Here is a 22,791-nt window from a genome sequence, read left to right on the forward strand (position 1 = left end):
AAAGCTAAAGTTTGGGAGAGAAATTTCAAAAAGCAGAACCTTTCACTGCATATCTTGGCTCTTTTTAATTTTTACCTGGTTCTTCCCGATCAATCTTCATACATCACATATTTCGCTCTTATTTCCTGAAAATTTTCTAAATCACTTTTCCACGAAGCTTTAATTTGATCAGCAGTTTTTCCAGCAATAATTTGTTTTCTCAGTTCATCAGTTCCTGCCAATTTATCGAAGAACAAATTCTTTAAAAAGAAATCCTGTTTAGAATTTCGATAGTTCTTATATGCTTTTAAAAGCCATTCTAAATTGAGTACCCTTAAATCTTCCGGATATTCTGATAAATTTTCTCCGTAACATAATTTACCGTTTAAGAAAGGATCTTTTGCGCCCGCAGAAGGTTTTGGGGTAAACTGAAATGGCAAGTTTTTAGTCCAGGGCGAACCATAAATCTGAAAAGGCAACTCGGTTCCGCGACCTACAGAAACTTGTGTTCCTTCAAAGAAACATAAACTTGGATAAAGGTTGATGGATTTGTCATTTGGCAAATTTGGTGACGGTTTATCAGAAATTTCATAGCGTTGTTTTTTGTGATAACCCTTCATTGGAATCACCGTATATTTCGCCTGAATTCCGTTTGTCAGCCATTTTTCACCGTTCACCATTTTACCATATTCGCCCATCGTTAATCCATAAACCACCGGAATTTGGTGCATTCCGACAAAACTTTTCCACTGGTTTTTCAGAACCGGTCCGTCGATATAACCGTCGTGTGGATTTGGTCGGTCGAGAACTATGACTTCCAAACTATTTTCGGCTGCGGCCTCCATCACGTAAGTTAACGTGGAAATATAAGTGTAGAAACGCACGCCAACATCCTGAATATCAAAAAGTACGATATCAATTCCTTTTAACTGCTCAGGTTTTGGTTTTTTGTTGTTTCCATAAAGTGATATTATGGGAATTCCTGTTTTTTTATCTAATCCATTTTCCACATGTTCCCCTGCATCAGCATCACCACGGAAACCATGTTCAGGTGCAAAAATGGTTTTTATATCGATATCATTTTTAACCAGAAAATCAACGAGGAAAGTTTTGTCGCTCATTAAACCGGTTTGGTTGGTCACGATGGCGACTGTTTTATTTTTCAAAAGGGGCAGATACAATTCAGGGCGGTCTGCACCAGTTTTAAAACAGTTTTTATCGAGGTTTTGAGCAAAACTCATTTGGCAAAAACCAAAATAAATTAGCACAATAAGAAGTAAAGCTTTATTTTTGGGTCTTAAATTCATACGATTGAACTTTCCGTTATATTTTTCTAAAAAGATTGCGTTTTCCAAAGATAATAAAAATAATCTCTCACGGGTTATTGTCTTTATTGGTCGGCTATCCGTGGCGCTTGGCGTCATTGTTTCTCTGCTTACGATTTCAATTGGTTTAGGGTCAAAGAAAGCGATTAAAGAAAGGATGGCTGATTTTTCGGGACATATATCGATTAAATCAAAACAGTCTAATAATTCTTACAATTCTTCAATCCTAAGCAGCGAAGATCTACAACTGCAAAAGATCAAAGAAATGCCCGATGTAGCTTCTACTCAGAAATTTGTTGCTGCAAGCGGAATTTTAAGAAATGAACATAATTTCGCGGGTATCATTTTCAAAGGTGTCGGAAAAGATTTTGATTCCGCACGTTTTCGAAAATTTATTGTTGCCGGACATGTTCCGGTGGTGACAGAGAAAGGATTTTCAAACGGAATCTGCATCTCTCAAAAAATCGCGACTGATCTTCATATTAACGTTAAAGACAGTATCGTAGCAATATTTTCCAAAGAAAACCAAAGTCCACTTTACCGTAAATTTGAAGTAGTCGGCATTTACAAAACCGACATCAAAATGATCGACGATCTTTTTGTGATCGGAGGAATTAATCACGCTCGAAAAATACAGGGAATGAGCAACACCGAAGTCGGTGGAATTGATGTATTTCTAAAAAACATTAATTATATCGATGAAGATGCGCCAAAAATTGACCAACTGGTCGGCTATAAGAACTACACGGTAAAAGCCACGGACGAATACCCGCAAATCATGGATTTCATTGCAATTTTCGATATGAATATTGCGCTAATTATCAGCATTATGCTGGTGGTGGTGATCATTAATATCATCATGGTTTTATTGATCTTAATCATTGAAAGAACCAACTCCATCGGGATGCTGAAAACACTGGGTGCAACGAATGGACAGATCCGAATGATTTTTATTAATTACACGTTACTGATTATGATTCCGGGACTCATATTCGGTAATCTGATCGCCTTGATATTTTTGTTTATTCAGAAATATTTCGGCATTATCACGCTGAATCCGGAAAATTATTACCTCAGTGTGGTGCCTGTAGAACTGAATGTTTTTCACATCTTGCTAGTATCGTTTGGAATCTTGGTTGTATCGGGAATTTCACTCGTTGTACCAAGTTATTTGATCAGTAAAATTTCTCCGGTAAAAGCGATCAAGTACAATTAAAATCCTGTCAAAAAAGACCGTAAGAAATTATAGCCCCGATTGCAGTGGCATCCTTTTTCTTTGAAAGGGCATTTGGCGTGGCAAGAAAAAGATATAACGGAAAGCGGGACTGAGTGTAAAAGAATTCCTACTTTTGTGGCTCCAAAAAATTTAATTTAATGAAATACGCACAAAATATTCTGGAAACCATCGGAAATACGCCGCTTGTAAAACTTAACAAAGTTTTGGGTGAAGATTTCCCAGCCTTGGTTTTGGCAAAAGTAGAAACCTTCAATCCCGGAAATTCTGTAAAAGACAGAATGGCGCTGAAAATGATTGAAGACGCTGAAAAAGACGGACGTTTGAAACCAGGCGGAACCATTATCGAAGGGACTTCCGGGAATACCGGAATGGGTTTGGCTTTGGCGGCAATCGTGAAAGGTTACAAATGTATTTTCGTAACGAACGCGAAACAGTCGAAAGAAAAAAATGATATTTTAAGAGCCGTTGGTGCTGAAGTAATCGTTTGTCCGACGGACGTAACGCCGGAAGATCCACGTTCTTATTATTCTGTTTCTAAGCGATTGGGAGAAGAAACCGAAAACGGTTGGTACGTGAATCAGTATGATAATTTATCGAACCGTTTGGCGCATTACGAACAAACTGCACCGGAAATCTGGGAGCAAACTGATGGAAAGTTAACACATTTCATGGCGGGTGCCGGAACAGGTGGAACGGTAACAGGTTGTGGCAGGTTCTTCAAGGAAAAAAATCCAAATATTAAAATCATCGGAGTTGATACTTATGGTTCGATTTTAAAGGAATATCATGAAACGGGTGAATTTCATCCGGAACACGCGCATTCCTATATTACAGAGGGAATTGGCGAAGATATTATTCCTGAAAATTACGATATGACGGTGATCGATCATTTCGAAAAAGTAACCGATAAAGACGGTGCAATTTACACTCGAAAACTGGCAAAAGAAGAAGGTATTTTCTGTGGATATTCTGCGGGAAGTGCGATTGCTGCTTTGATTCAGATGAAAGATCAATTCACAAAAGATGATGTGATTGTGGTTTTGCTACACGATCACGGTTCCCGATATGTGGGAAAAATCTACAATGATGATTGGATGAAAGAAATGGGTTGGTTGTAAACTAATTTGGGCGTGCCCTTTATAAAAATAGCCGTAAAAGTAACTTTTACGGCTATTTTTATAAACGTCGGTATCCGGTTCCCAAACCTAACGAAGTGGTTCGACGAAGTCAATCTTTTTTTCATGAAGTTCTATCTCATTTTTAAAGTTAGGATCAGAAAAAAAGGATTTCCACCTCCTCCCTCACGCAAAGTGGATCACAAAAGTTCAGTCAGTTTTTTAGTCAAGTTTTTTCGGGAGAATTGCTCAATATTTTGAGTCTGAGAATTTAAAATTCCTGATTTCCATTCTGCAAATTTTTGAAGTAAAAATACTTTTAATTCTGATTCATCATCATAGGAAAAATGCTTTCCAGCGCTGGTTTCCTCTAATATTTTCTTGACATCACTTTCTTTCGGACCAAAAGAAACGATCTGTTTTCCTGTCGCTAAATATTCGAATATCTTTCCGGGAATAATTCCTTTTGAGCTGTCATCGGGAAAATTGGTAATTAACAGTAAATCAGAATTCGCCATTTCTACATTTGCTTCTGAATGAGAAAGATAGCCTAGATTATTTACTAAATTCTTCAATGCAGTTTGTTCGATTTCGTTCAAAATTTTATCATCAATTCTTCCGACAAATTTTAATTGAAAATCATTTTTAAAATCTTCATTCTCGGAAATCAGTTCGTTTAAAACTTTCCACAAAATTTCAGGATTTCGCAACTGTTCTAAAACTCCGATATAACTTAAAGTGAATTTGGAACTCTTTTGCGCAATCTTTTGCTCAACCTTCACCTCAACCTTATCAAATCCATTGGTAATACAAAAAGCATTGGCTCCCTTTTTTCTGAAATTTTCAGAATCGGAAAAACTGGTGGCTAAAGTAATATCAGCAGTTTCAAAAACTTTTTGTTCGAGATTTCTGTGTTTTTGATCTGCAGATTTCGTCAGTTTCAAATGTTTATAATAAGAAATTTCTGTCCAGGGATCACGGAAATCGGCAATCCATTTTAGATGAGGAAATTCCTTCTTTAATTCCAAACCAATCAAATGCATTGAATGTGGCGGACCGGTTGTGACAAAAGCATCAAAATGATTTTCCTTCAAATACTTCTTCAAATATTCAGCAGACGGTTTTACCCAAAAAACTCTAGCATCGGGAATAAAGAAATTTCCACGAACCCAAATCGAAAGTTTAGATTTCCAGGATTGGTTCTTACCGACATCAAATTGTCCGGCTTTGAATTTCTTATTGTCTTTTCCGAAGATTTCTGCCAGTTGATAGGGCTCCCAAATCTTCGTTTTAATAATATCTAAATCATCAGAAACATCCTTCTGTAAAGTTTCATCAACAATCGGATAACTCGGATTTTCTGGAATAAAAACAGTGGGTTTCCAACCGAAGTCCGGTAAATACTTCACAAATTTCAACCAACGCTGAACACCCGGACCACCAGCAGGCGGCCAATAATAGGTGATGATTAATATTTTTTTTGTTGGTTTCATTATTATTCTAAAATCTTTAACCGCAAAAGAGGCAAAAGACCATTGCGAAAATAAGAAATTCAAAAGATGGCAAAATGTATGTTTTTAAACCTTTTACAAACTTTTGAATAGTTTACTAATCTAATCTTTTGTTTCTTTTGCGATTAAAAAAAGTTCTACAACTGCTTAATCATACTGATCAAAGTATTTAATTATGAACGTTTCTTGACCGAAATGATAAAGATTCTTTACATTAAAATTTATCAAAATCCCTTTTGGAACTTTTAGTAAATTCTTATAATTTAAAACTTGAGATTTATGAATATCCATAATCTGAGTGACCGCTTTTATTTCTAATACAATCAGATCCTCCACGAGAAAATCGCATTTAAAATCACACTCAAGATTTTTATCTTTATAAAAAACCGGAATTACAAATTCTGATTTAAATTGAATATCCCGAATTCTAAATTCTTCCTCTAACGCTTTATGATAAACAATCTCTGCCAAACCTGAACCCAAAATCTTATGGACTTCAATGCAAGCCCCATTAATTTTATAAGTTAAATCAGTAATGTATTTCTGAGTTATCATAAATGTCTAATTACGATTTTGCAACCTTTTGATCGCTTTAAAGTAAACAATTTACTTTATTTTATTTTCCAGTCAGAAGCAGGAATATTCCAGAAACTTTTTGCAAACTTTTGATTTACTTATTCAGACAAAATTCTTTTGTTGTCTCTTTTGCGGTAAAAAATTAAAAAATTATAAGAACTCCCAGTACATTATGTAATTTTGAAGTTCTTACACAGCCAAATTTCTTTGTTCTCTTTTACGGTATAAAAAATAAATCCCCAATCCACTCAACAATAAAAACAATCCAAAAGCAATCATGGAGATCAACTTCCCTTTCGCAATAACATCAGGTGCAAAAATCATCGTTACCGTGTGATTTCCGGCGGGAACGTAAACTGCACGTAACAGATAATCTGCCTTGATGTACGGCACTTCTACTCCATCAATCATCATTCTCCAGCCTTTTGGATAGTAGATCTCGGAAAATACAGCGAGTTGCGGTGTCTTCGACTGTGTTTTAAATTCGAGTTCGTTGGCCTGGTATTTTGTAAGATTTAAAAAAGCTGTAGAATCTTTTTGTAAAGGTTTTCCTTCAAAATATTTCTGATCTTCTTTTGCAATTACAGCAACCTTTTTATTATCAACTATTCCAATCTGATCAAGTTCTTCATTTGGAGAATTCACAAATTTAACTTCAGAAACAAACCATGCATTTCCGTTGGTCGCAGGATTTGGAACGACTTCCGGATTTTCTGCACTACCAAAAATCATATATTTGGTGTTTAACATATTCAGAATTCGTGGAACTTTCACCGTATCCATCTTCCCAAAATACTCATTGATTAAATCGTCATACCGTCTTAATTTCACGGCGTGATATCCGCCTATAGAAGATTTAAAGTACGAAGTATTCGTTTCATTGAAGGCACCTAACGTCTGATTATAAATTCGGTAATGGGTTTTATCTTTCTCGGAAATCGTCTCTAATGTTTTGTTAATAGTGGCATTACTCAGAAGTGACCTTAAATTGGCATTGTCACCCACTTTCTGCATGAGCAGTTCCGAATTTTCCGTCTGGAAAGGATTTTCGGTAAATGATTTATCGATGAAGTTATCGTTATTCAGATATCTTTTGTTTACACTCCATAAATCAAAGAAACTCACCAATCCGATAACGATTATCGCGACATTTTGTGTGACTTTATTCTTTAAACTTAAAAATAATACCCCCGCCGTGATCGCCACGAAAACCAATGCTTTAATCGCATCAATGCTGAACATTTTAAAACGTTTATCGACCAAAAATTCCAAAAGATAAGGTGGTAAATAGGTTTTTTCCTGCTCAGTATGGAAGCCTAAAAGTGATTTCCCGAAAAATAATAAAAGCAATGTAACTCCTAAAACAGCAGAACTCACGTAAATTAAAATTTTCTTCTTATAATCCTCTGTTAAAATATTTTCAGCAGATGTCTCTGTGTTTTCATTAGAATTAAAGAATCGGTACAAGCCAATAATGGCGATGAGTGGAAACAGCAATTCTACAACGACTAATATAGAGCTCGGAGCCCGGAATTTGTTATAAAAAGGCACATAATCAATGAAGAAATCAGAAATCACCATGAAGTTACTTCCCCACGCTAAAAAGATGGTTAGAACAGACGCTCCTAAAATCCAGTATCGGTATTTTTTCCAGCCGAAAAAGAAACCTAAAACCGCAAGAAAACATACAATTGCTCCCTGATATGCCGGTCCGGAAGTTCCAGGTTGTTCACCCCAATAAGTAAGAGAACTGAAACCTTTGGAAATACGGTCCATTTCCTGCTGAGAACTCACGTTGTCCTGTACAAGCTGCTGCACTTCCGCCATCATTTGATCAGACCCTTCTTCATTGCTGGAGCCGCCCATTAATCTCGGAATAAATAAATTCAGTGTTTCCAGTTTTCCGTAGCTCCACATCAACATGCTTTCTTTATCCATGCCGGATTTATCGGCAGAATGTTTTTCGTTATCTAGAATTTGTTTTCCACGAACGGTTTCTGTGATATATTCAGAATTCGCCATGAGTCTCTGCGAATTCATACCAATTCCCAAGACAAACGCGAAGGCTAAAATTCCGGTTGATATTCCAAAATGCTTCCAGTCTGTTTTACCCAGAATTGCCCGAATCAGTTCTGAAATGAATAAGAATGCGAGTGCAATAAAGAGATAATACGTCATTTGTGGGTGGTTCGCAGCAATCTGCAATCCCATAAAAAGCGCAGTGACAATAAACCCAAGAATATATTTTTTTCTAATGTAGACTAAAAGAATTCCCGCTAAAAGTGGTGCGAAGTAAGAAACGGTCGCAATCTTTCCATTGTGACCCGCAGCCAGAGCGATATAAAAATAGGTTGAAAGGCCAAAGAAGGTAGCACCTAAAAGCGCATATTTCCAATTTCGAACGGCAACCAATCCCAAAAGAAAAAATCCCGAAAAAAGCAGAAATATATAATTCGCAGGTTTTGGTAAAAAGTTTAACAAATTATCAATGCTTTTAATAACATCGCCGCGAAACTGGGAACCCATTTGATACGTTGGCATTCCACCAAACATAGAGTCGCTCCAATAGGTTTCTTCGCCATTTTGCGCGCGGTAGTCCAACAGTTCTTTTGCACCGCCTTTGTACTGCACAATATCATGTTGAAAGAGCTGTTTTCCGGTCAGCACCGGATTGGCGTAAATCACCGCCAATACAACGAAAACCACGAGGCTTCCGATAATGAAAATTAAATTTTTATTTTTTGCCATCTTTACTTTTATATGTAGAAAAACCCTTCGACAAGGTCAAAGGATTTTCTACTTTTTGGTTTCTTTTACTTCTTCGTAATCTACTGTTTCTGCATCCCAATGGATTTTGGAATCGAGATTCTGTTTTGTTTTATGCTGCGTTACATTTTCTTCATTCCGGGGTTTTGGAAATTTGTAAAAAGCGGTGAAAAATATTCGCTTTAAAAAATTCCAAAGAAAAAAGATAATAATAGTCGTCAGAATTAATTCAAAAATATATTTCATTATTATTTTTAATAAAGGATGAAAGTTCTTTAAATATAACTTCGGTCGATGATCTGAGGCCGAATTCCTATTTTGAAGGATTAACCACCACTGTGGAATTCGAACTTGATTTCATAGTTTGGGATTGTTTCCCGTCCGATAATGTTTCCGTCTGAACAGTTTTCACTGCAATATTTTGATTTTTCACCCAACCTGTATTTTGGTCCAAAGTAATGGTTCCGTTTTGAGACAATTCTGAACTCATGCTTCTTGTAATTCCCTCTTGGGTTTTCTTATCCGATTTTTTTGGAATACCACCGTTCACTGCGATTTGGGCAACACCATTGTCTACACTTTTCAAGGTGTAAGTGGTGGTTAATTTGATTTTTCCATCGGGCGTCGCATTTTCACTGTGAGACCATTTCTCCCCAATTTTAGCTCCTTTCGCTGGAATGATAACCAGGTTTTTATCAAACTGATCTTTCAGCATTTTCTCGTTAAAACTCTGCTTGAAACTACTCAAAAAAGCTGTTTTTTCTTTTGGATCTTTAATTGTGCTTCCGACAGAAGCTGAAATTTTATTATAAACCGCATCAAAACCAGTAATGGAAAGCACTTTACCGTTTTCGGTCATTTTTAAATTCAATTTATTGCCCACCAAAGCCTTGTTCACTTTCCACATCATCTTCAACTGCTCGTCTTTCGGCTCTGCTTGTTTGGTATCAACGGAAACTGTTTTCCCGTTGGCAGATTGTGAATTTCTTTTTCCGGTTAAATTAATGGTAATATCGTAAGTTCCATTTTTGAAATCATTCACGGTAAAAGACATTTCATCGGTCATTTCACTGGTTCCGCTTTGGGATTTCCCGTCCGGCGCCGTCATTGTTTGAATGTCTTTCTGATAAGTAACTAAAGGATAAGTTTGGCCTTTCTCTAATTTGAAAGTCTGTTTGTAAATTCCAAGCGAATCATGAATAGCAGGAACTGCTGCTTGTGTCTTCTCAACTTTTGCAGGATCTGTTGGGTTTTCTACAGGAACTTCTACCGTTATTGTTTTTCCGGTTTCCGGATCAACTTTAGTTACGGTTTTTGTTTCTTGTTTACAGGCTGCTAAAGTTATTGAAAGAAGCGCAATGGCTGTGAATTTTCTCATTAAATGTTATTTCTGTTTCTAATTTTCTTAAAGCATTTTGATTAAAAATAAAGTCTTTTTCAAAATGAAGGACAAATTTAAGTTAATTATTTCTGATGGTTTCAAACATTATAACAATTTTAACAATCTTCTAGAATTTCGGAAAAGAATATTTGTACATTTAAACGGATCATAAAAAAGTCGGGTATAAAAACCCGACTTAAAATACTACATTTTAGATTAAATGTTATTTTTATTTTTCTTTATCATAAGGAAAATTTCTAGAAACTTTTCTCATCATACGTTCTACCACATCGTCAGTTGATGTAGCTATACTATCATCCAATGTTTTGAAAAATCTCCAAAGTAATTCTCCATCTTTTCCGTCGTTAATAGTTAAAGTTAAAGAGCCAGTTCCCGTCTTTCCACCAAATCCGCCAAATAAAACTGCAGTTGCAATAGCTCCTGCCTCAGATTTTGTTTGTTCAATTTCATAATTACCACCTACAACTGCATCAACCCCTAAAACAGCAGCAAGTTCATCCTTTGTTGTTTCATCTAATTTATCCAATAAACCAGCTCTTTTTAGCAAAATATTTGTCTTATCCACATCTTGAAATGCAACGCTATACTTATCTCGCTTTCTTAAAAGAAAAGTATACATACTCGACTGGATACTTTCAGACATTTTTCTTTCTTGCTCCTTATTTGCCTCAGCACTAAAATTTTTTGGTTGCTTTTTGTAATTGATAGTTACTTCAAATGGAATAATTGCAACCGTCTTTTGTTCCGCAATTTTTTCTGCAAGCTTTGGTGATTCAAATATTTGCTTTTGTGCAATGACATTCAAAGATGCCACAAGAACTAAAATTGTAAAGATTTTTTTCATAAAGTTTATTTTAATTTGGGACACAAAAATAAATATTTCCTATTAATAAAAGTTAAAAATTTTAATTTTCAGTAAATTTGCTTTTCAATATTTAATAAGACTTATAATTATACTTCAATTAAAAATGCAAAATCCCTTACTACAAACCTTTACTACAAAATATAATGCTGCACCATTTAACGAAATTAAAGAAGAACATTTTCTTCCTGCTTTTCAGGAACTGATCAAAATTTCCGAAAAAGAGATTGATAAAATTGTAGGAAACTCGGAAGAACCAACTTTTAAAAACGTCATCGAAGCGTTGGCTTTTTCAGGTGAAAAACTAGAAGTTGTTTCGGGAATTTTCTTTAATCTAAATTCCGCGGAGACCAATGATGAAATTCAGAAAATCGCACAGGAAGTCTCGCCAATTTTAACTGAATTTTCAGCCAAGATTTCTCAAAACGCTGCTCTTTTCGAAAAGATTAAAGCAGTTTACGATCAAAAAGAAAAATATGATCTGAACGATGAACAGGAAATGCTTCTAAATGAGACCTACAAAGGTTTTGTAAGAAGTGGCGCGCTGCTAGATGATGCTGATAAAGAGCGATTTAAAAATATAAGCGTTGAGCTGTCGACAAAATCACTGCAGTTTGGCCAAAACGTCTTATCCGAAACAAATAACTATTTCAAACACATTACCGACGAAAAAGACCTGGCCGGAATTCCGAAACCTATTCTGCAACAATATCGTGAAGAAGCGAAAGAAAGAAATAGTGAAGGTTTCGTGATCACGCTTCAGTACCCAAGCTTTCTGCCTTTAATGACGTACGCTGAAAATCGTGGTTTAAGAAAAGAACTGGCGCTGGCAAACGGTAAAAAAGGATTTCAAAACAATGAATTTGATAACCAGAATTTAATTAAAGAAATCATTTCTTTAAAACAGGAAAAAGCAAAATTGTTGGGCTATACTACTTATGCTGATTACGTTTTAGAGGAAAGAATGGCGAAATCTCCGGCCAAAGTGAAATCATTCTTAAGTGAACTTTTAGAGAAAGCAAAACCTTTTGCAGAAAAAGAAATCGAAGAGTTGAAATCATTGGCAAAAGCTGATGGTATTAAAGAGATGCAAAGTTACGATCATACGTTCTATGCAGAAAAGCTTCGTAAACAGAAATTCAATATTGATGATGAAGAACTGAAGCCCTATTTTCAGCTGGAAAAAGTTCAGGAAGCGGTATTTGGTTTGGCGGAAAAACTATTCAATTTAGAATTTAAAGAAACCCATGAGATTCAGAAATACCATGACGAGGTAAAAACCTACGAAATTTTCGAAGACGGAAAATTCAAAGCCCTACTCTACGCAGATTACTTCCCAAGAAAAGGCAAAAGAGCCGGCGCCTGGATGACCAGTTTCAGAAGCCAGTCCATTAAAAATGGAGAAAATATTCGTCCGCATATTTCAGTGGTTTGTAATTTCTCAAAACCAACTGCTGATACGCCAAGCCTATTAACTTTTCAGGAAGTGACAACGCTTTTCCATGAATTCGGTCACGCTCTGCACGGTGTTTTAGCAAATACATCGTATCCAAATCTTTCCGGAACGTCGGTAAAATGGGATTTTGTAGAACTTCCATCTCAGTTTTTAGAAAATTACTGCTACGAGCCAGAATTCCTAAAAACGTTTGCAAAACATTATCAAACTGGGGAAGTTTTGCCGGATGAGAAAATCCAGAAAATATCAGATTCCAAGAATTTTATGGAAGGTTACCAAACTTTAAGACAAATAGGATTCGGAATTTTAGATATGGGATATCATACCAACGCAGAAAAAGTTGGTGATATAAAAACTTTCGAAGTTGAAGAAACCAAAGCAACCAATCTTTACCCGAGCAATCCGGAAACCGTGATGAGTACAAGTTTTTCCCACATTTTCCAGGGCGGTTATTCTGCAGGATACTATTCTTACAAATGGGCGGAAGTTTTAGATGCCGATGCATTTCAATATTTTAAAGAAAATGGAATTTTTAATCCGGAAATTGCGGCGAAATATAAAGTTTTACTTTCATCCGGTGGAACGAAAGATCCTATGGAACTATATAAAAATTTCCGTGGAAGCGAGCCTAAAGTAGAAAGTTTACTCAAAAGAGCTTTCGGATAATATGAAGGAAAAATTAAATGATATTCCCGCAATTCGCCTCCTGAAAAACAAAAATGGAGAAAGCTTTTTTGAAAGAGGGAAAATACGCACAGACTTTAAAATAAAGACGAAGGAATTATGGTTCGCAAATGAAATTGATGCCTGGCAAATTCGAGCACACAAGGCGCCAAGAAAACAGTTTGTTATCACACTGAGCGGAAATTTGAAATTCACTACTAGCGATGATAAAACATTCATTATAGAACCCGGAATTGTCTTATTGGCAGAAGATATTGAGGGTGAAGGTCATGAATGGGAAATGATTGAAGGTTATGAAACCTGGCATCGCATTTATATTCCACTGGTCGACGACTCCGATATTTATTTTGAAAAAGAGTAATAGATCTGTCTTTATATAAAAATAATAGGGTTTACTGTAAAAGTAAACCCTTTTTTCTAATCTTTTTTAATTTAATTTTTTGCGTTTTACTGCTGCGTTTCTGGCTTTTGCTAAAACAGGAATGGAAATCACTCCCATCACCAACATAATTACCAGTTGCATGGTATGCGAAATAAAAGCGTAGGAAAGACCTACTTCACCACCTTCTTCGGGGTTTTTACCCATGGAAAGGAAGAGTGCCATTATTCCAATTTTTAATGCGAAGTGAAAAGCACCAATTCCACCAGAAGCAGGCACCATCATTCCCAATGTTCCTACGACGATGATAAAGAAACCATCCGCGAAAGTAAACTGTGAAGTCTCGGGCAGTGCAAAACAAACTAAATATGCCGCTAAATAGTAAGAAACCCAAATTCCTAAAGTGTAGGCGATGAATTTCCCCTTTTGTTTCATTTTAAAAATGGAAGTCAATCCATGAATAATTCCTTTTCCAAAGTCAATGACTTTTTGATAGATTGAAAATTGGGATAATTTTTTTCTGAACAAAAAAAAGAGAATTGCAAAAACTGCAAAAATTCCGGCAACAATATATAATTTAGAATTCGAAGATTCCACTCCGGACTGTTCTTTTTGCTTGGTGACATAATCATAAAATGCGACAAAGGCTTTATACTTAAATATTAAAGTAAGTCCCAGAAATCCCATCATACAAATCAAATCGACAATGCGTTCCAGAATGATGGTTCCGAAAGATTTTTCAACCGGTACATTTTCAACGCCAAATAAAGCCGTAGATCTGGCCAGTTCACCACTTCTCGGAATTGTGAGATTCATTAAATATCCAAAAGAGATGGTCCAGAATGAATTGGATGTTGAAATTTCATATCCCATGGGCTCCAACAAAAGATTCCAACGAATCGCACGAAACCAATAGGCAAGAATGCCGAAAATTGACGCTGCAAACACCCACAGATAATTGGCTTTTGAGAAATACCCCGCAATCTTTTTAAATTCCATTCCCTTTAAAGCAAACCACATAAAGAGGGCCGCGATCGCAAGGGAAATTACAATGGTGAGAAATGTTTTAAGAGGTTTTGAAGAATTTTTCTGTTCCAAAGTTGGAGGATTTTCGAAAATTAAGTAAGGAGATTTGTTTTTTCATCGGGGAAGATGATCTTGGGCTGAAATACTTTTGCTTCTTCGGGTGTCATTTGAGCGTATGCAATGATGATAATGACATCACCTTTCTGTACACGTCTCGCAGCCGGACCATTTAAACATATTTCTCCTGATTTTCTTTTGCCTTTTATCGCATACGTATCGAAGCGCTCCCCGTTATTTACATTAACAATATAAACACGTTCGCCTACCATGATTCCCGAGGCATCAAGCAGATCTTCATCAATGGTGATGCTCCCTATATAATTCAGGTCAGATTCGGTCACCCGAACGCGGTGAATTTTCGATTTAAAAATTTCAATTAACATGGCGCAAATTTAATTATTTTAATTAAAACATAAACCTAAATCAAATATAATTGAAAATCGGTCGTAAATCCAGTGAGAATGAGCTCTCACGCAAAAACCAGCTCCGGTCTTTTAAAAATGAGAAAATCCCAAAATGAATCATATTTTCATAAAAAATTAATTTCCATAATTCATAATTCTTAAATTTATGATCATGATTTTTGCAAAGAACCGTCTGCATTGAGTTTGGCATGATTATAGCACTCCCAAAGGCTGATAAAGCGTGAGAAGCATTTTTTATTACTTTTTGTTAAATTTGAGTTATTATTGAGTTTTGATTAAATATTTACAAAAAATTTGCACAATATGAAAAATGTTTTATATTTGCTTTTATAATCAAACTAACCTTAACTAATTATTATTATGAACAAGTCTGAATTAATCGACGCTATTGCAAAAGACGCGAACATCACAAAAGTTGCAGCAAAGGCAGCTCTTGAATCTTTTATTTCTAATGTTTCTGAAACTTTGAAAAAGAAAGACGGTAAAGTATCACTAGTAGGATTTGGAACTTTTTCTGTAGCTGAAAGAGCTGCAAGACAAGGAATTAATCCAGCAACTAAGAAACCAATTCAAATTGCAGCGAAAAAAGTTGCTAAATTCAAAGCTGGAGCTGATCTGGCGAGCGCTGTTATGGAAGATATGGCTCCAAAGAAGAAAAAATAATCTTTAGATTATATGAAATTTTAAGTCCCGAATATTCGGGACTTTTTTATGGGGCCAGGCGAGAAATCTTCCATTCAAAATCCTCCTGTAATTCGTAGATGATTCGGTCGTGTAAACGATTTGGACGACCTTGCCAAAATTCAATCTCATAGGGTTTCGCCAAATAACCGCCCCAATTCTCCGGTCGGGGAATTTCTGTATTTTTATATTCTTCTTCCAGATTTTTCAATTTTTCTTCTAAATAATTTCGGTCCGGAATAACTTGACTCTGCGGAGAAACCGCGGCTCCTAATTGGCTTCCCTTCGGACGAGAGTGAAAATAACCATCACTTAGATTTTCTGCCAGTTTCTCTAAATTTGCTTTAATGATGATCTGACGTTCTAAATTCGGCCAGAAAAAATGCAGACAAGCTTTGGGTTGCTCAACAAGCGCCTTACCTTTTTTACTGTCATAATTGGTATAAAAAATAAAACCTTCCCACGTGTATGCTTTTAAAAGAACCATTCTTGTTCGGGGACATCCATCATTTTCCAAAGTAGAAATCGCCATGGCATTGGCTTCAGAAATCTGAGCGTTTTCCTCTGCTTCCATAAACCAGTCGCGGAACTGTTCCATTGGATTTTCTTTGATCTGACTTTCTAAAAGTTCAGATTTGTCGTAAACTTTTCGTTTGTGGTGTAAGTTTTCCATTAAATTTTTATTACTTTTGGTCAAAGGTTCCCTTATTTGACCTGACATTTGAGATGAATTATTCTTACAAAGGTAAAATTTTAATTTCCACTCCGGATATTTCGGGTGACATATTTTCCCGCTCAGTGGTTCTCATTATCGATCACAACGAGCAAGGCGCGTTTGGCTTGATCCTTAACAAAAAAAATGAAAACATGTCTTCGCGCCTGCTGGAGATTTTTGGTTTCCAAGTTACAGTTTATGAAGGTGGACCGGTGGAAAAAGATAAAATTTTCTTTATCTGCAAAGGTGAAAAAATAACAGAGGAATATCTGGACCTCAATGATGAGTTTTATGTTACTGAAGACATAGAAAATGTAGTTGCCGCAATTTTGGATGAGCGACTTTCCATAGAGCAGGTGAAAGTATTTGCCGGGTATTCCGGTTGGGGAATTCAGCAGTTGGATGGAGAAATTCTACGAAAAATGTGGACGCCTGTAGATGTTTATAATCTTGATTACACTTCCCCCAATGATCAAAGTCTCTGGAAAAATATTATGCAAAATTTAGGCGGTGAATTTTTACTTTGGGCCAATGCGCCGGAAGATGTCTCGATGAATTAATCATTCAGAATGTGGGAGAAAATCCTCTCTACATAGTTGCTGCAAAGAAAATCAATTCTTTATTAATCAACACTTTTTCCGAAGTTATATAGGATAGAATAAAATAAAACTATGTTCTTTATTGATCTAAAGTTATCTTATACTCCATAAAAATCACTAATTTTTAAATAATGGAAAACGCAAAAAGCATTAACAAAACTTTACCATAAGTTTAAGTTTTCATTATAAAATTTCAATCAATTTATTTCGTTATTTTGATAAACCAAATCAACCTTCCGATTAACGGATAAAAGTATAATTTATCAAAGAATAATAAGAGAAATACTCTTTCAAAACCTGGTCAATGACTTTTATTTTAAAGGTGGTTGACTGGGTTTGTCAATTTTGGTCAAAACTATTTTTCCACTTTTCAATCATTTCGGCGAAACGGCCTTTTCCAAAAGATTTATTTCGGATTTTGGTCACCGCAAAAATTCCTTTTAAGTCAGACATCAGCAAAACCTCTTCTGCTTTCTGAGATTCAAATGCAATCATTTCTGACTCCTGAATTTGAGCTAAATTATTCTTATGTATAAAGGTTACAAAATTCTCCAGCAACGGCGAAATGTACGCACCTTCTGTGGTTTTAGGAATCTTAATCCTATTCTCTTCCAGGAACAATAAATTCCCGTAAATACTTCGTGCGATCCTTTTGTTTGGATTCAGGAAAATCACATCATCCAGATCATTTTCTTTGGCGTAAATCTCCGCATAAATATTTTCCGGACAGTGCACGTGAATACCACTTAAAAGATTGGTATTTACATTAATTTCCTTGATCAAATCTATTTCAAAATCGCGCTGCATGCTCACAACATCATCAACTTCTTCGATTTCAAAATAATAAGAAATACCACTTTTCGACAAAGGTTTATTTTCTGTATTGCGGTATACAAAAAAATGGATAATTGCATGGGTTACGTTGTTCTCCCGGATCTTTTCTTCAAAGAGATTCTGAAAAAACTCCAGCGTATAAGAAAGCGGAATCGCCATTCTCATCTTACGCATCGATGCCATTAAATAAAAATAGCATTCCTCTGCCATAATGAGGTGTGAGTTTCGCACAAAAAAAGAAACCTGAATGGCGTCGCCATATAAAAAAGCACGATTCTGAGGGAGAAAGTGCTCAGAAGTAAATGATAATTCCAAAATACGATAATTTTTATAACAAAAAATGAACGATAAATCGTCCATTCTTATCATTAGATTAAAAAAATTAGGACGCGCCCAATTTCAATTTTAAGTTTTCAATTAAATTTTCCCAGTAAAGACGGTTTTCTTCTTCATCACCGGCATCGCAAAAGTCTACAATATTCAATGCCAAATCCTCCGTAATATCATCAATAACGATGGTCATTTCAAAATAATTTTTCGTTCCTTCATCTTCTTCCCAACGATAACGCACGAAGCTTTCGGGCTTGTAGCGAACAAGCGTGGCTTTCTCTTCGGGTCCATCGCCCCAACTAAAGAAGAAATCATCTCCTTTTTCTACCACATCGTCTGCAAACCACTCAGAAAGTCCCTCTGCGCTCGCCATATATTCGTATAAAATCTCTGACTGACAGTGCATTGGAAATTCATATTGCACTTTCGTTTTCGCCATATTGCTACCTATTTTTAATGTGTCGCAATATATAAATTAATTTCTTATATACGCAATATATTTGTTGAAATAGTTTATAGAGAATGGGAGCATCAAATATTCGTTTTCTTACAAAACCCGTCCCGCTGTCTGCTATATCCGCGATTTCGAAAAATTCGTATAAAAACTATGACAAATATCATCGCGGGATGCCGCTTCCATCGGGGCTAAATGACGACCCCTTATTTCTGTCACCACTTTTAGGCGCAAGTAGAATCTGCAGATTTTTAATATTAAATTTTGTTTATGTATTATCTATTGTGGGAAGTTGTATATTTGATCATAATCAGAAAATTTTAAATTAAATCTGGACGAAAGTTCATCCTCTATTCAAAATTAAATAGTGAAATCTTCGGCACGATTTACCTTTTAAAGAAAATGACCTTGTTTTCTATTTTAATACGGAATTAGAATCTAAAATTCACATGATGGACATACAAGTTTTCTTAAGCTGCTCTCGAAAAAAGTTTGATAAGAAAGAACTGATCTAAAAATGCAGCAACACAATAACACGAAATTCTAAATATTTAACTATGAACAAAGCAATTTTGTCCATTTTTACACTGATAATCTTAGGTTCATGCAATGATTCAAAAGCTGATGTTAAAGAATCTTCCAAAGAAAATATACAAAACACCGAAACTAATGAAGTCGCTGCGGTCGAAAATTATTTAAATACACCAACGCAGATCAAACTGAATGGAACTGATTTTACATTATCCTGGAGTTCTCATCCCAGCGCGAATTATTATAAGCAGGAATATATTCCACAAAACAACGAGCTTGAAACATACAAGGAAATGATTTCCGTAGAATTGGTTACCGGTCCGTTAACAGCCAAAGATGCCGTTGATCAAAAAATTCAGGAAATAGAAGCACGAAAAGCCACAGACCGCGTTTCAAATTATGCCTTAAAAGAAGATAAAGAAACCAAAGAATTAATTTTAGACTTTATGATGAGCGAAGGTTCGGGAGAAAGCACCATTTTAGAATGGAATGTTTACCGTTACGCCAACTTTGAAGATGCTTCCGGCCAAAAAGGAATTTCTCTTTTCTCCTTAAGTAAGAGAGGATACGGTGGGGAAATAGCACAGTTTGGTCCCAACATTCGCGACAACAGACCCAAATATATGGCTGATTTTATCGCTTTGCCAAGACCTACAATTCGTTTAAATAAGAATTAACTTCTAATCAATTAAAAATTAATTAATAAAACAAACCTCTTTTAAAGCTTTTTAAAAGAGGTTTGTTTTTCTGTTGAAAAGTGTTTTAATTCTCGTTTAGAACATCAATTATAATCCCACAACCTTCTCGGATCTCTTCCAATGAAATCGTAAGCGGAGGTGAAATACGTAAATATTCATTTCGGTACAGTTGCCAGAAAACCACCAACCCTTTTTCCATGCACTTTTTTGCAACTTGTAAAGTGAAATCGGGTGAACCAAGATTTACCGCCAACATTAAACCTTTTCCGTTTACTTTTTTAATTTTAGGATGAACTAATAATTGTCGGAACAAATTTTCTTTCTCCTGAATTTCATTCATCAAACCGCTCTCCAGAACTTCATGCAAAGTGGCATAACTAGCTGCAGCAATTAATGGGTTTCCACCAAAAGTCGTAATATGTCCCAATTTCGGAGAATGGGAAAGCGAATGCATTATTTCTTTAGAACTCATAAAAGCACCTACTGGAACGCCGCCTCCCATGCCTTTTCCCATGACCAGAATATCGGGAACCATGCCGAAATGTTCGAAGGCAAACAGTTTACCTGTTCGTCCGAATCCGGGTTGAATTTCATCCAGAATTAATAAAGCACCAACTTCTTCACAACGCTTCTTCAAATTATAATAATAGTCGGAATCAGGAACTAAAAATCCCGCTGCCCCCTGAATGGTTTCAGCTAAAACACAGGCTGTTTTTTCAGTAATTTTAGAAAAATCAAACTGATTATTAAATTCAATAAAACTCACCATTGGCAAGAGTGGACGAAACTCCCGCTTGTGGTATTCGTTGCCCGAAACCGACAAAGCGCCATGCGTATTTCCGTGGTAAGAATTGGTCATCGAAATGATTTCTTCTCTTCCTGTATACCGTTTTGCTAATTTCAAAGCGCCATCAATCGCTTCTGCACCTGAATTCACAAGATAGGTAACTTCTAAAGGTTCCGGTGTTGCATCAGCTAAAAGCTTGCATAATTTCACTGGCATTTCCTGTGCGTATTCCCCGTAAACCATCACGTGCAAATATTTCTCTGCTTGCGTTTTGATGGCGTCTACAATTTTCGGATGCGAATGCCCTAAAGTATTGGCAGAAACTCCGGCTACAAAATCCAGATATCGCTGACCATTTTTCCCATAGATATAAGAACCTGCAGCTTTTTCTACTTCGAAACCTGCGGCGAATTGGGTGGTTTGTGCTTGGTATTTAAAAAAATCGTGTTGCATAAAAGAAAAACTTTGTCATAGATATAAACTTTGACAAAGTTCGGTAAATTTTTGCTTCGTTCTAAAATGAATATCTATTATTTCTAATGTAGATTTTGATTTATTTTAGTCTAAAATTAAAATTTCGTGTGCGATTTCATCTAAATAATCTTCGTGGGTAATGATGAAATATAATTTATTTTTATCTAAGATCTGATCTAAAATAATTTTCACACTTTCTTGGTCTAAAGAATTAAATGGTTCGTCCCAAAAAATGTACTGTGGATTGTTAATGAGCGTTCGTGTTAGTTCAGCTTTCCTTTTCATTCCTAGAGAATAGTTCTTGTAAAATTCTTTTCTAGGTAGAGAAAACAAGTTTTGATAAAAAGCTATCTTCTTCTCAACCTCAACTTTTTCCATTTTTAATATACTGCCAATCAATTGCATATTGTCTTCAAAACTAAGATCGTCGATTAAGATATTGACATCTAATAAAAAACCAGACTTTTCAAAAAACCGATCATCGCTGTAAGTAATTAAACCCGAATCCTTTTTAATAAATTTAGAAATGATTGTTAATAAAGTTGATTTCCCAGTTCCATTTTTCCCTTTCAGCAGAATAATTCCTTTCTCTGGAATGTCAAAATTTACGTTATCTAAAACTACTCTATTTTTAAAAGATTTGTTAAGATTTTTAATTTCAATTAGCATAATACAGTTTTAAAAATGTTAAACGTAAATCCTGGTAAAAGGACTCCAACTGTTAAAGCTGGTGGAACAACTTCTGAAAAAACAAATAGCAATAAACTCGCTATAATTAAATTATAGATTGCGATAAAATAAACTGGTTTTTGATACAATTTACATAGAATGACTAAGTCTTTGAACTCAGAAAATAATTTAAATTGCTGAATAAAAATATTAGCTAAAAGAATGATTAATAAAAAACCTTTGACTTCTTCGTTCACAAAAAAAAGACTTACTAAGGTCAGATAATGAATCCATATAAACCTTTTTAAAAACAGAATGAGATAATATTTGAAGATCATCATAATTTAGATTTTATGAAATAATCAATTCCAACCGAAGAAAATAATAGCAGACTTAAAACGATCCCAAAATCAGTCATATTCACTACACGTATTGAATCGAAATAAGAATTGGCTACAAAACCCAAAACAAACAAAACAATTGTAAAAATAGATGCATTTACTTTCAAGTTTTGTTCTAACAAATAAAGCAAGGTTTCAATTGAATTCAATAAAATTATTGATAGAATAAGAGCAATGTAAGCAATAAAAATATTGAAGTAAATATTCTCTGAAAAATAGAAAGGAATAACGATGGGAATTGCAATGAGGGAACTGACTAAAATTCTAAAGCCATAGCCATTAAAAAAAATCAATTTCTTTAATTCCCATAATCGTTTTGTCGGATTCTGGAAATACAAGTTGATCATGTAAAAAAAAGTCTGGTTTTGATTCATTGCGGCATTGGACATCAATTTAAAAAAAAGAGAACCTAAAATTAAAACGCTGATATAATTGTAAAAATTAAATATCAAAAAGTGCTCATCATTAAGCAAAATCTCAATTCCCTTTTCAGCGCCAAAACCAATAGAAACAAAGCTAATAATTGAAAAGTAGATAAAAATGGAAACCAGATAGAACCAAATAAAATTACGATCCAAAACTTTCTTTAACCAATTATTAACCAATTCGCTAGCTCTGAATTCGCCACCTTCATTTAATCTGGTTTTGATATATAGTAAAATATACTTCATGCTTATTGTGCGTTAATAGTACAGCAAAATACAAATTTAAACTAAACTCTATTTTTGAGCAATCAATTTGCGCCCCAGCCTGAGTGGAGCTCTTTTTTCTGGAACAAAGTGGAAGAAAAAAAGCGGGAACGGAAGGCGGAAAAA

Annotated in this window: 22 protein-coding genes; 7 read left to right on the plus strand and 15 right to left on the minus strand. The window is 35.3% G+C overall.

Features of this window, described 5'->3' with window-relative positions; translation table 11 throughout:
• Positions 1–89 precede the first annotated feature (89 nt).
• Entirely contained in the window at positions 90–1,286 is a 1,197-nt protein-coding gene (locus EIB73_RS05185; protein ID WP_125023297.1) for an exo-beta-N-acetylmuramidase NamZ family protein, read from the minus strand.
• A 4-nt stretch (positions 1,287–1,290) separates the two neighbouring features.
• On the opposite strand from EIB73_RS05185, the gene EIB73_RS05190 reads away from it, so the two are divergent.
• Both EIB73_RS05190 and EIB73_RS05195 read left to right on the plus strand, forming a co-directional pair.
• Complete coding sequence (locus tag EIB73_RS05190; RefSeq protein ID WP_125023299.1) at positions 1,291–2,520, plus strand: ABC transporter permease; 1,230 nt, start codon at positions 1,291–1,293, stop codon at positions 2,518–2,520.
• 158 nt (positions 2,521–2,678) lie between these two features.
• Positions 2,679–3,659, plus strand: coding sequence for a PLP-dependent cysteine synthase family protein (locus EIB73_RS05195; protein WP_125023301.1), 981 nt, complete (start codon positions 2,679–2,681; stop codon positions 3,657–3,659).
• Positions 3,660–3,856: 197 nt separating this feature from the next.
• On the opposite strand, the gene EIB73_RS05200 is transcribed toward EIB73_RS05195, so the two are convergent.
• The 6 genes from EIB73_RS05200 to EIB73_RS05225 form a co-directional block, all read right to left on the minus strand.
• Positions 3,857–5,149 (minus strand): glycosyltransferase family protein, encoded by a 1,293-nt coding sequence (locus tag EIB73_RS05200; RefSeq protein ID WP_125023303.1) that lies wholly within the window; start codon positions 5,147–5,149, stop codon positions 3,857–3,859.
• Positions 5,150–5,314: 165 nt separating this feature from the next.
• Positions 5,315–5,722, minus strand: coding sequence for a GxxExxY protein (locus EIB73_RS05205; protein WP_125023305.1), 408 nt, complete (start codon positions 5,720–5,722; stop codon positions 5,315–5,317).
• Positions 5,723–5,932: 210 nt separating this feature from the next.
• Positions 5,933–8,491 (minus strand): YfhO family protein, encoded by a 2,559-nt coding sequence (locus EIB73_RS05210; RefSeq protein WP_125023307.1) that lies wholly within the window; start codon positions 8,489–8,491, stop codon positions 5,933–5,935.
• Between the two features lie 48 nt (positions 8,492–8,539).
• Positions 8,540–8,755 carry a hypothetical protein gene (locus EIB73_RS05215; protein ID WP_185144631.1) on the minus strand — a complete coding sequence of 72 codons (216 nt, stop codon included), beginning with the start codon at positions 8,753–8,755 and terminating at the stop codon, positions 8,540–8,542.
• Between the two features lie 67 nt (positions 8,756–8,822).
• Positions 8,823–9,887: a DUF6263 family protein gene (locus tag EIB73_RS05220; RefSeq protein ID WP_125023311.1), complete on the minus strand. Its 1,065-nt coding sequence runs from the start codon at positions 9,885–9,887 to the stop codon at positions 8,823–8,825.
• A gap of 232 nt (positions 9,888–10,119) precedes the next feature.
• Entirely contained in the window at positions 10,120–10,755 is a 636-nt protein-coding gene (locus EIB73_RS05225) for a hypothetical protein (protein WP_125023313.1), read from the minus strand.
• Between the two features lie 124 nt (positions 10,756–10,879).
• Between EIB73_RS05225 and EIB73_RS05230 the strand changes: the two genes are divergently transcribed.
• Together EIB73_RS05230 and EIB73_RS05235 are read left to right on the plus strand one after the other, a co-directional pair.
• On the plus strand, positions 10,880–12,895 hold the full coding sequence (locus EIB73_RS05230; RefSeq protein ID WP_125023315.1) for a M3 family metallopeptidase: 2,016 nt from the start codon (positions 10,880–10,882) through the stop codon (positions 12,893–12,895).
• Position 12,896: 1 nt separating this feature from the next.
• Entirely contained in the window at positions 12,897–13,274 is a 378-nt protein-coding gene (locus EIB73_RS05235; RefSeq protein WP_125023318.1) for a cupin domain-containing protein, read from the plus strand.
• Between the two features lie 66 nt (positions 13,275–13,340).
• Here EIB73_RS05235 and EIB73_RS05240 read toward each other — a convergent pair whose 3' ends face one another.
• Together EIB73_RS05240 and panD are read right to left on the minus strand one after the other, a co-directional pair.
• Positions 13,341–14,390, minus strand: coding sequence for a lysylphosphatidylglycerol synthase transmembrane domain-containing protein (locus EIB73_RS05240; RefSeq protein ID WP_125023320.1), 1,050 nt, complete (start codon positions 14,388–14,390; stop codon positions 13,341–13,343).
• 20 nt (positions 14,391–14,410) lie between these two features.
• A complete protein-coding gene (panD, locus tag EIB73_RS05245) occupies positions 14,411–14,761 on the minus strand; it encodes an aspartate 1-decarboxylase (protein ID WP_125023322.1) in 351 nt (116 codons plus the stop codon).
• A 402-nt stretch (positions 14,762–15,163) separates the two neighbouring features.
• Here panD and EIB73_RS05250 point away from each other — a divergent pair, with 402 nt between their 5' ends.
• A complete protein-coding gene (locus EIB73_RS05250; RefSeq protein ID WP_125023324.1) occupies positions 15,164–15,466 on the plus strand; it encodes an HU family DNA-binding protein in 303 nt (100 codons plus the stop codon).
• Positions 15,467–15,512: 46 nt separating this feature from the next.
• Here the strand turns inward: EIB73_RS05250 and pdxH are convergent, their stop codons facing one another.
• Positions 15,513–16,157: a pyridoxamine 5'-phosphate oxidase gene (gene pdxH, locus EIB73_RS05255; RefSeq protein ID WP_125023326.1), complete on the minus strand. Its 645-nt coding sequence runs from the start codon at positions 16,155–16,157 to the stop codon at positions 15,513–15,515.
• Between the two features lie 53 nt (positions 16,158–16,210).
• Between pdxH and EIB73_RS05260 the strand changes: the two genes are divergently transcribed.
• Positions 16,211–16,759 carry a YqgE/AlgH family protein gene (locus EIB73_RS05260; RefSeq protein ID WP_125023327.1) on the plus strand — a complete coding sequence of 183 codons (549 nt, stop codon included), beginning with the start codon at positions 16,211–16,213 and terminating at the stop codon, positions 16,757–16,759.
• Between the two features lie 378 nt (positions 16,760–17,137).
• On the opposite strand, the gene EIB73_RS05265 is transcribed toward EIB73_RS05260, so the two are convergent.
• Positions 17,138–17,947, minus strand: a complete 810-nt coding sequence (locus EIB73_RS05265; protein WP_228411282.1) for an aminotransferase class IV — start codon at positions 17,945–17,947, stop codon at positions 17,138–17,140.
• 67 nt (positions 17,948–18,014) lie between these two features.
• Complete coding sequence (locus EIB73_RS05270; RefSeq protein WP_125023330.1) at positions 18,015–18,401, minus strand: START-like domain-containing protein; 387 nt, start codon at positions 18,399–18,401, stop codon at positions 18,015–18,017.
• A 572-nt stretch (positions 18,402–18,973) separates the two neighbouring features.
• On the opposite strand from EIB73_RS05270, the gene EIB73_RS05275 reads away from it, so the two are divergent.
• Positions 18,974–19,624 (plus strand): hypothetical protein, encoded by a 651-nt coding sequence (locus EIB73_RS05275; protein ID WP_125023332.1) that lies wholly within the window; start codon positions 18,974–18,976, stop codon positions 19,622–19,624.
• A gap of 85 nt (positions 19,625–19,709) precedes the next feature.
• Here the strand turns inward: EIB73_RS05275 and EIB73_RS05280 are convergent, their stop codons facing one another.
• From EIB73_RS05280 to EIB73_RS05290, 3 genes are all read right to left on the minus strand, one after another.
• Positions 19,710–20,885 (minus strand): aspartate aminotransferase family protein, encoded by a 1,176-nt coding sequence (locus EIB73_RS05280; protein ID WP_125023334.1) that lies wholly within the window; start codon positions 20,883–20,885, stop codon positions 19,710–19,712.
• A 105-nt stretch (positions 20,886–20,990) separates the two neighbouring features.
• Positions 20,991–21,575, minus strand: a complete 585-nt coding sequence (locus EIB73_RS05285; RefSeq protein ID WP_125023336.1) for an ATP-binding cassette domain-containing protein — start codon at positions 21,573–21,575, stop codon at positions 20,991–20,993.
• A gap of 337 nt (positions 21,576–21,912) precedes the next feature.
• On the minus strand, positions 21,913–22,647 hold the full coding sequence (locus EIB73_RS05290; RefSeq protein ID WP_125023338.1) for a hypothetical protein: 735 nt from the start codon (positions 22,645–22,647) through the stop codon (positions 21,913–21,915).
• Positions 22,648–22,791 lie beyond the last annotated feature (144 nt).

It is taken from the genome of Kaistella carnis, assembly GCF_003860585.1.
Lineage (GTDB): Bacteria > Bacteroidota > Bacteroidia > Flavobacteriales > Weeksellaceae > Kaistella > Kaistella carnis.